This is a genomic window from Leptotrichia hongkongensis (assembly GCF_007990635.1).
GTDB classification, from domain to species: Bacteria; Fusobacteriota; Fusobacteriia; order Fusobacteriales; family Leptotrichiaceae; genus Leptotrichia; species Leptotrichia hongkongensis.
Genome location: NZ_AP019846.1, coordinates 1392894 through 1408785, shown reverse-complemented (window position 1 = coordinate 1408785; position 15892 = coordinate 1392894). Strand labels below are relative to the sequence as shown.

Annotated in this window: 17 protein-coding genes; all 17 read left to right on the top strand. The window is 31.4% G+C overall.

What is annotated here, in order from left to right:
* Window positions 1-29 precede the first annotated feature (29 nt).
* The 17 genes from FVE75_RS06725 (at window position 30) to FVE75_RS06645 (ending at window position 15792) form a co-directional block, all read left to right on the top strand.
* Window positions 30-515, top strand: coding sequence for a deoxycytidylate deaminase (locus tag FVE75_RS06725; RefSeq protein ID WP_147005798.1), 486 nt, complete (start codon window positions 30-32; stop codon window positions 513-515).
* A gap of 111 nt (window positions 516-626) precedes the next feature.
* Window positions 627-1169, top strand: coding sequence for an ECF-type riboflavin transporter substrate-binding protein (locus FVE75_RS06720; RefSeq protein ID WP_147005797.1), 543 nt, complete (start codon window positions 627-629; stop codon window positions 1167-1169).
* 153 nt (window positions 1170-1322) lie between these two features.
* The gene (locus tag FVE75_RS06715) at window positions 1323-3035 is read left to right on the top strand and encodes an ABC transporter ATP-binding protein (RefSeq protein WP_147005796.1); all 1713 of its coding nucleotides are present in this window, start codon (window positions 1323-1325) and stop codon (window positions 3033-3035) included.
* On the top strand, window positions 3036-3872 hold the full coding sequence (locus FVE75_RS06710) for an energy-coupling factor transporter transmembrane component T family protein (RefSeq protein ID WP_147005795.1): 837 nt from the start codon (window positions 3036-3038) through the stop codon (window positions 3870-3872).
* 55 nt (window positions 3873-3927) lie between these two features.
* Window positions 3928-4599: a uracil-DNA glycosylase gene (locus FVE75_RS06705; RefSeq protein WP_147005794.1), complete on the top strand. Its 672-nt coding sequence runs from the start codon at window positions 3928-3930 to the stop codon at window positions 4597-4599.
* Between the two features lie 142 nt (window positions 4600-4741).
* Entirely contained in the window at window positions 4742-5311 is a 570-nt protein-coding gene (locus FVE75_RS06700) for a GNAT family N-acetyltransferase (protein WP_147005793.1), read from the top strand.
* A 499-nt stretch (window positions 5312-5810) separates the two neighbouring features.
* Entirely contained in the window at window positions 5811-6944 is a 1134-nt protein-coding gene (locus FVE75_RS06695; RefSeq protein ID WP_147005792.1) for a trans-sulfuration enzyme family protein, read from the top strand.
* Window positions 6945-6962: 18 nt separating this feature from the next.
* Window positions 6963-7649, top strand: coding sequence for a thermonuclease family protein (locus FVE75_RS06690; protein WP_147005791.1), 687 nt, complete (start codon window positions 6963-6965; stop codon window positions 7647-7649).
* A gap of 59 nt (window positions 7650-7708) precedes the next feature.
* Window positions 7709-8992, top strand: coding sequence for a GTPase ObgE (gene obgE / locus FVE75_RS06685; RefSeq protein WP_147005790.1), 1284 nt, complete (start codon window positions 7709-7711; stop codon window positions 8990-8992).
* A 65-nt stretch (window positions 8993-9057) separates the two neighbouring features.
* The gene (miaA, locus tag FVE75_RS06680; protein ID WP_147005789.1) at window positions 9058-9975 is read left to right on the top strand and encodes a tRNA (adenosine(37)-N6)-dimethylallyltransferase MiaA; all 918 of its coding nucleotides are present in this window, start codon (window positions 9058-9060) and stop codon (window positions 9973-9975) included.
* Window positions 9976-10009: 34 nt separating this feature from the next.
* Window positions 10010-10465: a PTS sugar transporter subunit IIA gene (locus tag FVE75_RS06675; RefSeq protein ID WP_147005788.1), complete on the top strand. Its 456-nt coding sequence runs from the start codon at window positions 10010-10012 to the stop codon at window positions 10463-10465.
* A 206-nt stretch (window positions 10466-10671) separates the two neighbouring features.
* Entirely contained in the window at window positions 10672-11058 is a 387-nt protein-coding gene (locus FVE75_RS06670; protein ID WP_147005787.1) for an adhesion protein FadA, read from the top strand.
* A 23-nt stretch (window positions 11059-11081) separates the two neighbouring features.
* Window positions 11082-11468 (top strand): hypothetical protein, encoded by a 387-nt coding sequence (locus FVE75_RS06665; protein WP_147005786.1) that lies wholly within the window; start codon window positions 11082-11084, stop codon window positions 11466-11468.
* 65 nt (window positions 11469-11533) lie between these two features.
* Window positions 11534-12025, top strand: coding sequence for a hypothetical protein (locus FVE75_RS06660; RefSeq protein ID WP_147005785.1), 492 nt, complete (start codon window positions 11534-11536; stop codon window positions 12023-12025).
* Window positions 12026-12085: 60 nt separating this feature from the next.
* Window positions 12086-12283: a hypothetical protein gene (locus FVE75_RS06655; RefSeq protein WP_147005784.1), complete on the top strand. Its 198-nt coding sequence runs from the start codon at window positions 12086-12088 to the stop codon at window positions 12281-12283.
* On the top strand, window positions 12256-12780 hold the full coding sequence (locus FVE75_RS06650; RefSeq protein ID WP_147005783.1) for an OmpA family protein: 525 nt from the start codon (window positions 12256-12258) through the stop codon (window positions 12778-12780). The genes FVE75_RS06655 and FVE75_RS06650 overlap by 28 nt, the downstream gene beginning before the upstream one ends.
* A 315-nt stretch (window positions 12781-13095) precedes the next feature.
* The gene (locus FVE75_RS06645) at window positions 13096-15792 is read left to right on the top strand and encodes a calcium-translocating P-type ATPase, PMCA-type (protein WP_147005782.1); all 2697 of its coding nucleotides are present in this window, start codon (window positions 13096-13098) and stop codon (window positions 15790-15792) included.
* Window positions 15793-15892: the final 100 nt, after the last annotated feature.

Genomic DNA, 15892 nt, shown 5'->3' with positions numbered 1-15892 from the left:
TGAATACTTTAGAAAGTGGTGTATGAAGAATGTCTAAAAGAGATAATTATTTATCATGGGATGAATATTTCATGGGAATTGCATTTTTGTCTGGAATGAGAAGTAAAGATCCGTCTACACAGGTGGGAGCATGTATTATTGATGAAGATAAGAAAATAATAGGAATTGGATATAACGGGTTTCCAATGGGAAGTTCTGATGATAGTATGCCTTGGGATAAAGAAGGAGAATTTTTGGATACGAAATATCCTTATGTTGTGCATGCTGAACTGAATGCTATTCTTAATAGTATAAAATCATTGAAGAACTGTACTATTTATGTGACACATTTTCCATGTAATGAATGTGCAAAAGCAATCGTACAGTCGGGAATAAAAAAGGTAATATATTTTTCCGATAAACACAAGTCGCTTGATTCTACAAAGGCTTCAAAAAGGATTTTTGAAAATGCACAGGTAGAAACGATACATCTTGAAATTGAGAAAAAAGCAATAAATATTCAGTTTAAAGATTAAATACAATTTAATAAAATTTGTGAAAAAGTATTGTTATTTTTAGTTGAGAAAAAAGTAATATTAGTATATAATGTATTTAAACTTTTGAAAATTTTAAAAGAGGTGAGACTAATGGAAGCAACAGCAATTAAAAAAGTGGTAGCAATGGGAATCGGTGCAGCGATTTATATTGTATTATCAAGATTTGTAGCAATTCCGACACCAATTCCTAATACGACATTACAAGTGACATTTGCTTTTGTAGCGTTGATGGCATTTATATATGGTCCTGCAGTTGGTCTAGGAATTGGATTTATTGGGCATACGCTTAATGATATTTCAGGATATGGAAATGTGTGGTTCAGCTGGGTTGCAGCGGCGGCATTTTTTGGACTGGCAACTGGATTTTTAGGAAAAATTGTTAAAATCGAGAATTTTAATGGAGCAAAAATTGTAAAATTTATAGTGGGAGAAGTAATTATAAGCTTGATAAGCTGGGTAGTTCTAGCTCCAATTATTGATATTGCAATATATAAGGAACCGCAGGCAAAAGCATTTGCACAAGGAGTTACAGCGGCACTTGGAAATATGATAGTTGTAGCAATTTTAGGTACAATTTTAATATTTGCATTTTCAAAAACAATAGTAAGCAAAGGAAGCTTAAAACAGGAATAATACAAATAACCCGCATTTTTCAAAATAGTTTTAGATGGCTATGAGAAGATTAGGCGGGTATTTTGTTTAATCTTTATAAAATAAAAAGTTTACAATTTAGATTACTGAATAGATTTAAATAAAAATATATTTTCAACTCGAAAGGAGGAGAGTTTGGACGAAAATAGAAAAATTGCTGTAAATTTTGAAAATTTTACATTTAAGTACGAAAGTCAGTCGGAACCTACATTACATAATATAAATTTGAAAATTTATGAAGGGGAGAAAGTCGTTATAATAGGGCCGTCAGGCTCTGGGAAAAGTACTTTGGGACATTGTATAAATGGACTTGTTCCTTATTTTTACAAGGGGGAAATAACAGGAAAGTTTGAGATTTATGGGAAAAAGTGCAAGGAAGTATTTGAACATTCTAAATATGTGGGAACTGTTCTTCAGGATTCGGATGCACAGTTTGTTGGGCTTACTGTTGCGGAAGATATAGCGTTTGCTCTGGAAAATGATGAAGTAAAGACACAGATTATGAAAGAGAAGGTAAAGAAAATAGCAAAATTTGTAAAAATTGAAACACTGCTTGACTTGAAGCCGCATGATTTATCTGGGGGACAGAAGCAGAAAGTGTCACTCGCTGGAATAATGGTGGACGATACCAATATTGTTCTTTACGATGAACCGCTTGCAAATCTTGATCCTTTGAGCGGAAAATATGCGATTGAACTTATAGATGAGCTTCATAATAATAAAAAATTGACTACAATAATTATAGAACATAGACTTGAGGATGTATTGCACAGGGGAATTGACAGGATTATTGTTGTAGATGGAGGAAGAATCGTTGCTGATGACACGCCTGACAATATTTTGAACGGAAATTTGTTAAGTAAGATGAATATAAGAGAGCCTTTGTATATTTCCTTGCTAAAATACAGTAATGTCAACCTTGAGAAATATAGCAGTATTTCTAATATTGAAAAGATTGACTTTTCCGAAGCAGAAGACGGCATTTTAAACTGGATAAAATATAATTCTCCCAAGGCAAGGGAAAAATCTGAAGAAACATTATTAAAACTTGAAAATATCTCATTTTCATACAATGAGAAAAGAAAAATATTAAAAAACATAGATATAGATGTAAAAAAAGGTGAAATGATAAGCATAGTTGGTTCAAATGGAGCGGGAAAATCGACGCTGTCAAAGGTTATCGCAGGATTTGAAAAGCAGGACAAAGGAAAGATTTTTTATAAAAATTTGGACATAAGTGATGAAAATATAACAAAAAGAGCTGAGAAAATAGGTTTTGTGTTGCAAAATCCGAATACAATGATTTCAAAAGTTACAGTTTTTGATGAAGTTGCATTAGGGCTAAAAACTAGAGGAGCTTCAGAAGATGAAATAGAAAAAAGAGTTATTGAAATTTTGGAAATATGTAAATTAAAGCCATTTAGAAAATGGCCTATAAAAGCACTTAGCTATGGGCAGAAAAAAAGGGTTACAATAGCATCTGTCCTTGTATTGCAGCCTGAGATGATAATAGTGGATGAGCCGACAGCAGGGCAGGATTTATTTCATTATAGGGAAATAATGGAATTTTTGAAACAGCTGAATGAATTAGGGATTACAATTTTATTTATAACGCATGATATGCATTTGATGCTAGAGTATACTGACAAGGCATACGTTTTTAATGAAGGTAAAATTATAAAATCAGGAAATCCAGCACAGATTTTGGCAGATAGAAATGTATTGGAACAGGCAAATTTGAAGGAAACTTCACTTCACTATGTGGCGGAAAAGACCGGGATAAATTCCGAAGAGCTTATAAGAACATTTGTGCATTATGAAAAAGAGCAGAAAAAGGCAGGTGATTAGATGGCAGGTACATTTTTACTGGAATATATCGAAAAGGATTCTGTGATTCATAGACTAAATGGAGCGACAAAACTAATTTGTTTCATATTATGGACTGTTGCAATTATGTTTACTTACGATACGAGGCTTCTTTTAGCTTTGACATTTTTAGGATTTGTACTTTTTAGAATTTCCAAAATAAAGTTTAATGAAATAAAAATTGTATTTTATCTAATTACTATTTTTCTTGTATTAAATTTAATTATGATTTTTTTATTCTCTCCTCTTGAAGGAACAAAAATTTATGGAACAAGGCATGATATTTTAAAAATTTTTGGAAATTATGTGATAACGAAGGAACAGCTATTTTATGAGTTTAATATATTTATAAAGTATTTTTCGGTTATTCCTGTCGCTTTACTGTTTATAATTACAACAAATCCAAGTGAATTCGCCTCTTCATTAAACAGAATAGGTGTGCCGTACAAATTTTCTTATGCAGTTTCGATTGCACTTAGATATATTCCAACTGTGCAGGAAGATTTTATAACCATTAGTAAGGCACAGCAGGCAAAAGGAATAGATATTTCCAAAAATGTAAAATTAATAACAAGAATAAAAAATATATCCTATACATTAATGCCGTTAATATTTTCAAGCATTGAAAAAATAGATATTATAAGCAATGCAATGATTTTAAGAGGATTTGGAAAAAGAAAAAAGCGAACGTGGTATCAGGCAAGAAAAATGAAAATGCCAGATGTTATAGCAATCTTTGTAACAGTAATATTCGTAATTATTTCAATTGTACTTATAAAAATAAATGGTGGAAGATTCTATAATCCTTTTGTAAATTAGGAAAATTTGACTGTGAAATAAGATTTGAATTTTTAAGGAGAGGAATGATTGGAAAATGGTTAATATTGGAAATGACTGGGATGAAATTTTTAAAAAAGAGAAAGAATTTGAAAAAGATTACTATTTAAATTTGAGAAAATTTTTAATGAAAGAATATAAGACAAAAACAATTTATCCTGATAAAAATGAGATTTTTTCTGCATTTAAGCTAACTAGTTATAAGGACTGCAAAGTTGTAATTTTAGGACAGGATCCGTATCATGGCGAAAATCAGGCACATGGACTGGCATTTTCTGTAAAGCAGGGAGTTGCCTTGCCACCTTCCCTAAAAAATATTTATAAAGAAATTGAAAATGAATTTGGGTATAAAATGAGTAAAAATGGATTTCTTGAAAAATGGGCAAAACAGGGAGTATTACTTTTAAATACAGCACTTACTGTAGTCGCTGGAAATGCCAACTCACATTCAAAAATAGGCTGGGAAATTTTTACAGATAATGTGATAAAATATTTGAATGAACGTGAAGAGCCAATAATTTTCATACTTTGGGGAAATAACGCCAAAAGCAAGAAAGCCTTTATTGATATAAATAAACATTATATTCTGGAAAGTGTTCATCCAAGCCCATTATCTGCAAGCCGTGGTTTTTTTGGCTGTGGACATTTTAAGAAAGCTAATGATGTCTTGAAAAAGCTGGGAAAAAAAGAAATTGACTGGCAAATATAAAAATAAAAACTATAAAATTAGAGTAACATTGCTATATGAGTCAAGTTCTCTTATATTTAAAAATATAAAGTTACTGTATCAACCAGATTCTACAGAATTTTTTAAAATAATTATTTAAATTTTATGAAAGGGAGGAGTTTTTGTGAATTTTAGAAAATCAACTTTTGATGATGTGGACAGAATTTTGGAAATCATTGAAAAGGCAAAAATTGAATTGAAGAAGTTAGGGCTGGATCAATGGCAAAATGGATATCCAAATAGGGAAGTTATTGAAAATGATATAAAGTTGGGAATTAGTTATGTTCTTGAAGATATTGAAAAAAATAGAAATGAATTAGAATCAGAAAATTTAAAAAAAATTTTAGGAACAATTGTTTTATCGCCTGAAAAGGAAGAACCGTATTCCAAGATTGAAGGGAAATGGATATCAGATGATGATTATATCGTAATCCACAGGCTGGCAGTTAATTCTGAAATAAAGAATAAAGGAGTTGCAACAAAGATATTAGAATTTTCGGAAAAAGAATGCATAAAAAACAAAATACTCAGTATAAAAACAGATACGCATGAAAGCAATGAGCCAATGAAAAAGTTTCTTGAAAAAAATGGATTCAGTTATTGCGGTGTTATTTATTTAGATAGAGAGCCTGACGTTGGTGAAAAGAGAATTGCTTATGAGAAAATAATAAAAATATCGCATAAATTATTTTAATTATTTGTTTTTAAACCTTCAAATGAAACATTTTTTATATTTTTTGATATATTCAATCTATAAAATAAATCGACGGAGCTTTTATTTGTTCAACTACGACTGTTCGACGACTGGAAGGAGGAGTTTCGGAGTTGGGCAAATAAAAGTCGTAGTCTAGCCATAGGTGAAGGATTTGCGGCAATGAGCAATCCTGCGAAAAAAATAATAAAAATAGTAAAACTGTTATTAAATAAACTAACATTTAAAATATAAACTATATTGAGGACAAGAAGTTTTAATTCCTTGCTAAACATTATGAAATGGAGTGTTTTTTTGAAATAAAAAGATATTAAAAGAGATAAAAAAACAAATATTAATAAAAACAACTTATAACATAAGAAGTATAAAAAATCATTAATTTGCATAATAAAAAATAAAAATTAAATATTTATAAGATTAGAACAGTATCAAAAGTTTAGATTGTAAAATAGTAAAAAAAGAAATGGAGTGTGAGATTGTTATGAGATTTGAAACAAAAACAATACATGGAATAAGAAATGGAAAAAAGAGAGAACTTTGGGGAACAAATGTTAATTTTGCTTCAACTTTTCCTGTTGCGGAATTTGGAGTGACGCAGGAATTTGAATATTCAAGAGTTTCGGCTCCTACGAGAAATGAGCTTGAAGAAATACTTGCCGCATTGGAAAATGGTAAATATGGATATGCCTTTTCATCGGGAATGGCGACTACAACGTCTGTATTTACAATGTTTAAAGCTGGAGATCATATTATTTTAGGTCAGGATATTTATGGTGGGACTTATAGGATTGTTCATGATATTTATTCAAAATTTGGATTGGAATACACTTTTGTCGATACAACTGATTTGGATAATATTAGAAATGCTATTAAAGAAAATACAAAGGCTATCTTTATTGAAACTCCGTCAAATCCATTGCTTGATGTTACGGATATGGGAGGAGTTGTAGAGATTGCAAAAGAGCATAACTTGATAACAATTGCAGACAATACTTTTATGACTCCATATTTGCAAAAACCGCTTGATTTTGGGATTGATATTGTAATTCATAGTGCAACTAAATTTTTATCTGGGCATCATGATTTGCTGGCTGGAGTTGCGATTACAAATGATGAGGGACTTGCGGAAAAAATTAAATTTTCACAAGTTGCGGCTGGAGCTTTAATTTCTCCATTTGACAGCTGGCTTTTGATGAGAAGTCTTAAAACATTGAAACTTAGAGTGGAAGCGGCACAAATGAATGCGGGAAAACTAATAGAATTTTTTCAAAGCCATGATGCGGTTGATAAAATTTACTATCCTACTTTGGATACAAATAAAGGTAAAAAAATTCATGAAAGTCAAGCAACAGGTGGAGGTTCAGTATTCTCATTTACTTTAAAGGATGATTCAAAAGTAAAAATGTTTTTTGAAAACTTGAAAGTGGCATTATTTGCAGCGAGTCTTGGTGGAGCAGAAACATTAGTAACTCATCCAAGTACAATTACGCATGCCGAAATGCCTGATGAAGAAAAAGAGGCTAGAGGATTTACAAATTCATTGATAAGAATAGCTGTTGGATTTGAGAATATTGATGATTTGATTGAAGATTTTAAACAGGCGTTGGAAAAATAAAGAATAAAGGAAAAACAGATGGCAACAAAAAGAAGAAGAAAAACTGGAAGAAGTTCGAAAGCTGGAAATGAAAAACTGATTGCTGCAATAATTACTGTGTTATTAGCAATATTTGGATTTGCATACAATGGAGTGAATTTAGGATTTGGTAAAAAAAGATCAAAAACAAGTAATTCTAAAAAAAATACAGCTTCAAGAAGTACAAATACTAATTATTCAAATAGTGCAGCTGTGCAGAATCCAACTATTCTGAAAGGTTATCAAGCTATAAAAGTAAGTGATGGAGATACCATGAACGTTCAGAAAGTGGAAAATGGGAAATTTACTGGAGAAATTATAAAAATCAGGATGTTTGGAATTGATGCTCCTGAAAAGTCGCAGGATTATGGGAGCGAGAGTAAGCAGGCGTTGGAAAAGATGGTAAATGGAAAGACACTTGAAATTGAGGAGAAAAATAGGGATAGATATGGCAGAACGGTGGCTGTAGTCTATGCTGACGGGAAAAATGTAAATGAGGAAATGGTAAAAAATGGAAATGCGTGGTGGTATCAGGAATACGACAAAAATGATGCTAGAATGCAGGCTTACCAGGAAAATGCCAAAAAGAATAAACTTGGCCTGTTTGGAAAAAAAGGATATGTAGAGCCGTGGAATTACAGAAGAGAGAAAAAGGCGGCGGCAACAAGTAGAACAAAAAACAGATAATGAGTTTAAGTAATTGTATTAAATGAAAAAAAGAACTATAATAAAGAAAAGGTGATGAAATGTTTATAGATGAAAGTGTAATTACAGTAATTTCTGGAAATGGAGGAGATGGAGCAGCTACGTTCAGACGTGAAAAATTTGTTCAGTTTGGAGGGCCTGACGGTGGAGATGGCGGAAAAGGTGGAGATATCGTCTTTATCGCTGATCCAAATATTAACACGCTTGTAGATTTTAAGAGCAGTAAAAAATTTAAGGCACAAGACGGAACAAAAGGGGCTGCTGCACGTTCTACTGGAAAATCAGGTGAAGACTTGATTATAAAAGTTCCAGTTGGAACAATGATTAGAGATTTTGAAACAAATAAACTGCTGCTTGACTTGGACAATCCAAATGAAAAAGTAATATTTCTAAAAGGTGGAGATGGCGGACGTGGAAATATCCATTTCAAGTCATCAGTAAAAAAAGCTCCAAGAATAGCAGAAAGTGGTCGTGAAGGTGTAGAATTAAAAATAAAGCTGGAATTAAAATTGCTGGCTGATGTGGCTCTTGTGGGTTATCCAAGCGTAGGAAAATCAAGTTTTATTAATAAAGTATCAGCTGCCAAATCAAAAGTTGCAAGTTACCATTTTACTACATTAAAGCCTAAATTGGGAGTTGTAAGAATGGGAGATGAGGAAAGTTTTGTTGTGGCGGATGTGCCAGGTCTTATTGAAGGAGCTCATGAAGGAGTAGGGCTTGGGGATAGATTCCTAAAGCATATTGAAAGATGTAAATTGATTATTCACATTGTGGATATTTCAGGATTAGATGGACGTGATCCTAAGGAAGATTTTGTAAAAATAAATCACGAATTAAAAAATTACAGTGAAAAATTGGCAAATAAACCTCAAATTGTTGTGGCTAATAAGATTGACATGCTTTATGAAGATGAAAAATATGATGAATTTGAAAAATTTGTTAAAGAAAAAGGTATAAGATATGTTTACCCAGTCTCTGTAATTGCAAATGAGGGACTAAAGCCGGTTTTATCAAAGGCATGGGAATTAATTCAGGAAATACCTAGGGAAGAACTGGAAGAAGTTCATTCTGTTGAAGAGCTGATTCAGGAAAATAATAAAAAAGATGACTGGATTGTTAAGAAAACATCTGACAATGTATTTGAAGTAGATGGACGTATTGTGGATGATGTGCTTAAAAAGTATGTGTTTATTGGAGAAGAAGGAATAATAAATTTCCTTCAGAAGATGAGAAGTCTTGGAATGGAAACAGAGCTTGAAAAAGCTGGGGTTGAAGAAGGAGATATTATAATTATTGCTGGGTATGAATTTGAATATATAGTTTAGTAATAAATTTTTTTTAAAAGATTTTCAGTAAAGATGTGGTTTACTTATAATGGGAGGTAAAGAAGATAGCAGTAAGGAAAAAAGGAATTGTAATCGCAGGTGCAACTGGAGTAGGAAAAACAGACTTATCGATAAAGCTTGCTAAAAAGATAGATTCAGCAATTATATCAGCAGATGCTTCTCAGATTTATAAGGAGCTGGATATAGGAACAGCTAAGATAACAAGTGATGAAATGCAGGGAATACAGCATTATATGATTGATGTTATAAACCCTGATGAAGACTATTCTGTGGGAGATTTTGAAAAAACTGTAAATAATATTTTGAATGAAAATGGTGAAAAAAATGAGAAAAATATTATTATTACAGGCGGAACAGGACTTTATATAAAATCAATTACAGATGGATTTGCAAAACTGCCATCAAAAAATGCAAAAATCAGAGCTGATTTGGAAAGCAAAAGTATTGAGGAGTTACAGAAAATTCTCAAAGAAATGGACGAAAAATCGTATAATGAAATTGATTTGTCTAATAAATTGAGATTGGTTAGAGCAATTGAAGTTTGTATTTTGACCGGCGGAAAATTTAGTGAGCTACGTATACAAAATATAAGAAATAATAATTATGAGTTCTTAAAGATATTTCTTACTAGAAATAGAGAAGAACTTTATGAACGGATTAATAAAAGAGTTGAAATTATGATTGCAAAAGGACTTGTAGAAGAAGCAAAAAAAGTATATAATAAATATACAGAAAGTCTTTATAAAATATCTTCAATCGGATATAAGGAACTATTTAAATATTTTGAAGGGAAAATCACGCTGGATGAAGCGATTGATGAAATAAAAATGGAGAGCAGAAGATATGCAAAAAGACAGATGACATGGTTCAAAAAAGAAAAAAACTATATTACTTATAATTTATCAGAAATGTCTGAAAAGCAAGTGCTAGATGATATTTTGAAAAAATGGGAAAAATTTTAGAAAGGAGAATACAGGAAAATCCTGTAAAAAAAACATGAAAATATTAGAATATTTGGTACCAGAAAGAATAAAAGTAAATTTAGAAGGTAAAACAAAGGAAGAAATTATTAAGGAAATGGCACAATTATTTGTGAAAAGTGAAGTTCTTAAGCCAGAAGACCTGGAAGAATTTGTAAAGGAAATAAATGAAAGAGAAAAATTGACACCAACTGGAATGCAAGACGGAATAGCTATTCCGCATGCCAGAACACCACTTGTAAAAGAACTTTCCCTTGCTCTAGGAATTTCTCATGAAGGAGTAGATTTTGAAAGTATGGATGGAGAACCTTCAAAATTAATTTTTATGATTGCGGCTCCAGAAGAAACAAAAAAAGAACATTTAGATTTATTGGCGGAGATTTCAAAATTATCTTATGAGGAAGAATTAGTAGAAGAATTAAAAACTGCTTCAACAATAGAAGAAATTACAAATAAATTAAAAAAAAGTTAATAAAATCATAAAAAAAAGAAGTTTTCGTATTGAATTTAAAGGAATTTTTATATAAAAAAAACAATTTTTGTATTTTATTTGAAAAATTAATTGTATTTTTTTATATAATTTGGTATAATAAGGGTAAGTGATGATAGGTAAGTGATTTAATAGTGATTTCATATTCAATTATTGTTATGAAATTAAAAAATTAGGAGGAAGATCGAATGAAAAAGACAATATTCTTTTTGGTTGGAATAATGATGGTTTCGTCAATAGGTTTCTCTGCTGAAAAAAAGAGCTTAGAAAGTAGCTTAAGTTCAATTGAAAACCAATTCAATGAATTAATCAAAAAAGAAGAAGCACAAAAAGAAAGCTATAGACAGCAAAAAGCACAATTGGAAGCTGAAGTAGAAGATTTGAAATCTAAACAAACAAGTAGAGAAAAATTATTAGAAAAATTAAAAGTAGATTCAGAAGTAAGATGGCATAGAGACAAATATAAAAAAATATTAAACAATGCCGAAACTATCTACAAAAACATTAACAAAAGCATAGCAGAAAAAGAGAAAAAAATTGCAGAATTGGATACATTATTGTCAGTAATGAATTAATGGAAAGGAATGGTAATTAAAAGATGAAAGCGAAAAAATTATTATTGTGTGGGATAGTAGCAGCATTATCTGTTCCAATGATGGCAGCTTCTCCACAGGAAGTATTGAGACAAGCTAGAGACGATTACTATAAAAGCATGAAAGCACCTAAAGAACGTGAAATGACAACAGAAAAAATAGTAACAATTGATGAAGACGGTGTTGTAGAAGAAAAAGAGAGAGTTAAACCTAAATCACCAATTGAAAAGCTTGAATATAATGCAGCTAAGGCAGCAGCAAGAGTGGACTTCTATGAAAGAGTAGTAAGAAGTGTGCAAAGAGAAGAAAAAGAATTAGGAGAATTTGACAGCGTTCTTGGAAGAGATGGTGTTAAAAATAGTGCTAAAAAAACTAGAAGAACAGCTAAATAAAACAAGCTAATTCAGTTATTTTAAACAAAACAATATTTTAAATAATATGTTAGAAAGGAAAATCGATGAAAAAAATATTAGGATTAGCAGCTGTAATGGTGCTAGCAATGAGTCAAGTATCATTTTCAGCTCCAACAAATACTGATGCCGCAGTACAAAGATTAGTTAAAGTGGCTAAACAAAGACAGGCACAACAAGCTAAAGAAGCAGCAAAAGGTGTTGTAGAAGAAGAAGTTATCGTAGTTCCAGTTGAAGAAACTGTAGAAACACCTGGTATGAGCCCAGAAGCACGTCAAAAAGCAGAAACTGCTAGATTACAAGCAAAAGAAAGAGCAGAAAAAGCAAGAGAAGCGGCTAGACAAAGAAAAACAAAAACAAGAGATTTAAGAGCTCAAAGAAGAAATATGTCTGAAAGTAAAATGATGGACGTAGAAATTCAAAGAATTAGAAAAAGAGTAGATCAAATCAACGGTAACATTGAAAAATTCCATAAAACAAACGAAATGTTAGATCAAATGGAACAAAGATTAGACGCTATTCAAGATAAAATGAACTAAGAGTAAATTAAAAAATTTTAAAAAAATAAATTTGGATGAATTAGAAAGGAAATAAGAAATATGAAAAAAGTAGCATTATTATTAGTAGGATTAGGAGCTTTGTCTTGTACAAATGCAAAATTAGTAGATTATAACACAACTAGATTAAATCATATTGAAGATTACTTAGATGAAAACAGACCAAATCCAGGTAGCCAAAAATATAGATCATTAGAAAGAGAGGCTGAAAAATGGGTAGACGAACAACAACAACAATAATTGCATTAGGGTTGTTAGTTGCTTCACCATTGATGGCAAGAAGGCTGACAACTACTCAAATGAGAGAAAATACAATTAGAATTAACGCTCTTGAGTTAGAAGAGCCAGCTCCAGAACCAATTCCAGAACCAACTCCAGAACCACCAAAAGAAGAAACATTTGTGTTCGATTCTGGAAGATTGAACTTTGACTTTGATAAATCTGTAGTTAAACCACAATACTACGAATTATTAAGAAACGTTAAAGACTATGCTGAACAAAAAGACTTGAAACTTACAATTATAGGACATACAGATTCTAAAGGATCAGATGCTTATAATATGGCTTTAGGTATGAGAAGGGCAGTAGCAGTTAGAGATAAATTGATAGAATTTGGATTAGATCCTGCAAGAATCCTAGGTGTAGAATCAAGAGGAGAATCTGAACCAATCGCTCCAAATGATACTGATCAAGGAAGATTTGAAAACAGAAGAATCGAATTCAAAGCTACAAAATAGTAATAACCAGTATTAATAAAAATATTTTTATAAATTGTCTAGTTATTTCGATATTGAAATAATTAGGCAATTTTTTTTTGGAAAAGTTTTAGAATTATAGTGAAATAAATTTAATTTTAGTGTATAATATAGGAAATATTTTTATATAAAGGAGTCTGATAGAAAATGTACTAAACTTATGTAAATTTATATTATTTAATAGAATGAAAAATATATAAATTATAAAATTAATTTTAGTATAATTTTAAAATATATTCGAATTTTATATATCTAAATAAAAAAGTAAATGTAATTACAGAAAGAGGTGAAAAAATTATGTGGTTTACAAAATCACAAAATGAAGTTTTGAAAGAATTAAATGTAAATCCTAAGGTTGGATTGACAAAAGATGAAGTAAATGCAAGGCTTGAAAAATATGGACAGAATAAATTAAAAGGAAAAGCCAAAAAGACATTGATGCAATTATTTATTGCACAGCTTCAGGATATGCTGATTTATGTATTAATTGCGGCAGCTGTGATAAATCTGATAGTGGATATTAAGCACGGCTGGACAGATGCTTTGATTATAATGGCGGTAGTACTTATAAATGCTATAGTTGGAGTGGTACAGGAGTCTAAGGCTGAAAAGGCACTTGAAGCACTGCAGCAAATGACAACTCCTAAGAGCTTGGTTCGAAGAAATGGAGAAGTTATAGAGGTTAATTCAGAAGATTTGGTTCCAGGAGATATTTTGATAATAGATGCTGGTAGATTTATTCCAGCAGATGTAAGGCTTATAGAGAGTGCCAATTTACAAATTGAAGAGTCGGCACTTACGGGAGAATCAGTACCAAGTGAAAAAAATGCTGATTTTATTACCAAAGATGAAAAAATTCCTGTTGGAGATAAGGAAAATATGGCATTTATGTCAACCATGGCTACTTATGGACGTGGTGAAGGTGTTGTAGTTGCAACAGGAATGGAAACAGAAATTGGTAAAATTGCAAAAATACTTGATGAAGATGAAAATACATTAACTCCTCTTCAGATAAAGCTAGATGAACTTGGTAAAACTCTTGGTTATATTGCAATGGGAATTTGTGCTGTAATATTTATTGTTGGAATTATTCAAAAACGTCCTATCTTAGAAATGTTTATGACGTCAATAAGTCTGGCAGTTGCTGCTATTCCTGAAGGGCTTGTTGCAATTGTTGCAATCGTACTTGCGATGGGTGTAAATAAAATGTCAAAGAAAAATGCGATTGTAAGAAAATTGCCTGCTGTTGAAACATTAGGAGCAGTAAATATAATTTGTTCAGATAAAACAGGAACATTGACTCAAAATAAAATGACAGTTGTAAAAACTTACACATTTGATAATTTGAGAGATATACCTTCAGAAGGTAGAGATTTTGTGGCAAATAAGGATGAAACTGAGTTAATCCGTTCGTTTGTTCTTTGTTCAGACGCTTCAATTGACAGCGGACAGGATATTGGAGATCCGACAGAAGTAGCACTGGTTGTACTGGGAGACAGGTTTAATCTTGAAAAAAATACTTTGAATACAGAGTATAAAAGAATTAGTGAAAATCCATTTGATTCAGACAGAAAATTAATGTCAACCTTAAATGAAGAAGGGGATGGCAAGTATAGAGTCCATACAAAAGGTGCTATTGACAATATTCTGGTAAGAGCGGATAAAATTCTGTTAGATGGAAAAATTATTGAACTGACAGAAGAAATGAAGGAAAAAATATTAAAAGTTGCGACAGAAATGTCGGATGATGCGCTTCGTGTGCTTGGAGTGGCTTTTAAAGATGTGGATGCTGTGATTGCTCCAGAGGAGATGGAAAAAAATCTGGTTGTAGTTGGAATTGTTGGAATGATTGATCCTCCAAGAACGGAAGTAAAAGATTCGATAACAGAAGCGAAAAATGCTGGAATTACTCCGATTATGATTACAGGAGATCATAAAAATACCGCAGTTGCTATTGCGAAAGAATTAGGAATTGCTACAGATATAAGTCAAAGTTTGACTGGTACTGAAATTGATGAGCTTTCAGATAAGGAATTTTCTGAAAATATTGGTAAATATAGAGTTTTTGCAAGGGTTTCTCCTGAACATAAGGTAAAAATCGTAAGAGCGTTTAAGGAAAAAGGTAATATTGTTTCAATGACAGGAGATGGAGTAAATGATGCGCCGTCGCTTAAATTTGCCGATATTGGTGTCGCTATGGGAATTACAGGAACTGATGTTTCCAAAGGTGCAAGTGATATGATTTTAACAGATGACAATTTTACTACAATTGTTCATGCGATTGAAGAAGGAAGAAACATTTATAACAATATCAAAAAAACGATAATTTTCTTACTTTCATGTAATTTGGGAGAAATAATCTGTATTTTTCTTTCAACATTGCTAAATTGGGATTTGCCGCTTATTGCAACACAATTATTATGGGTAAACTTAGTTACTGATACTTTACCAGCGTTAGCACTTGGAATTGATCCGGGGGATAAGGATGTAATGAAACGTCAGCCAAGAAATCCTAAGGAAAGTTTCTTTTCTGAAGGTGCAGGAATGCGGGCAGTAATTGGTGGAACATTAATTGGTTTGCTGACATTAGCTGCATTTTATATTGGAATTAACGAAACTGGAATGATTGGGAACTTAGGACAGCTGGAAGCAATGGCAAAAAATGGAAATGAAGCTGCAAAACACGCATTGACACAAGGTAGAACAATGGCGTTTATCGTGCTTACGGTGTCGCAGTTATTTTATTCATTAACAATGAGAAATAGCCAAAAAACAGTATTTGAAATTGGAATTTTCAAGAATAAATATTTAATTTATTCAATTATAATTGGAATTGCATTACAAATAGGATTGACTTCATTTGCACCAATTGCACAAGTATTTAAAGTAACAAAAATTTCATTTGAAAATTGGGATATTGTCTTGCTGTTTGCACTAATACCATTCGCAGTTAATGAAGTAATAAAGCTAATTTCAAGAAAGAAAAGTAAGTAAAAAATTATAAAAAGTTAAGTTTTAATTTCAAGAAACCTTGACAAATGCTGAAAATGTGGTAATATATAGTAAATGATTTAGTTTATAAATTTAAATTTGG

What these genes read in the sequence shown, in the direction of transcription:
- FVE75_RS06725 (WP_147005798.1), top strand. Translation starts at nt 30, where the DNA reads ATGTCTAAAAGAGATAATTATTTATCATGGGATGAATATTTCATGGGA.
- FVE75_RS06720 (WP_147005797.1), top strand. Translation starts at nt 627, where the DNA reads ATGGAAGCAACAGCAATTAAAAAAGTGGTAGCAATGGGAATCGGTGCA.
- FVE75_RS06710 (WP_147005795.1), top strand. Translation starts at nt 3,036, where the DNA reads ATGGCAGGTACATTTTTACTGGAATATATCGAAAAGGATTCTGTGATT.
- FVE75_RS06705 (WP_147005794.1), top strand. Translation starts at nt 3,928, where the DNA reads ATGGTTAATATTGGAAATGACTGGGATGAAATTTTTAAAAAAGAGAAA.
- FVE75_RS06695 (WP_147005792.1), top strand. Translation starts at nt 5,811, where the DNA reads ATGAGATTTGAAACAAAAACAATACATGGAATAAGAAATGGAAAAAAG.
- FVE75_RS06690 (WP_147005791.1), top strand. Translation starts at nt 6,963, where the DNA reads ATGGCAACAAAAAGAAGAAGAAAAACTGGAAGAAGTTCGAAAGCTGGA.
- obgE (WP_147005790.1), top strand. Translation starts at nt 7,709, where the DNA reads ATGTTTATAGATGAAAGTGTAATTACAGTAATTTCTGGAAATGGAGGA.
- FVE75_RS06675 (WP_147005788.1), top strand. Translation starts at nt 10,010, where the DNA reads ATGAAAATATTAGAATATTTGGTACCAGAAAGAATAAAAGTAAATTTA.
- FVE75_RS06670 (WP_147005787.1), top strand. Translation starts at nt 10,672, where the DNA reads ATGAAAAAGACAATATTCTTTTTGGTTGGAATAATGATGGTTTCGTCA.
- FVE75_RS06665 (WP_147005786.1), top strand. Translation starts at nt 11,082, where the DNA reads ATGAAAGCGAAAAAATTATTATTGTGTGGGATAGTAGCAGCATTATCT.
- FVE75_RS06660 (WP_147005785.1), top strand. Translation starts at nt 11,534, where the DNA reads ATGAAAAAAATATTAGGATTAGCAGCTGTAATGGTGCTAGCAATGAGT.
- FVE75_RS06655 (WP_147005784.1), top strand. Translation starts at nt 12,086, where the DNA reads ATGAAAAAAGTAGCATTATTATTAGTAGGATTAGGAGCTTTGTCTTGT.
- FVE75_RS06650 (WP_147005783.1), top strand. Translation starts at nt 12,256, where the DNA reads ATGGGTAGACGAACAACAACAACAATAATTGCATTAGGGTTGTTAGTT.
- FVE75_RS06645 (WP_147005782.1), top strand. Translation starts at nt 13,096, where the DNA reads ATGTGGTTTACAAAATCACAAAATGAAGTTTTGAAAGAATTAAATGTA.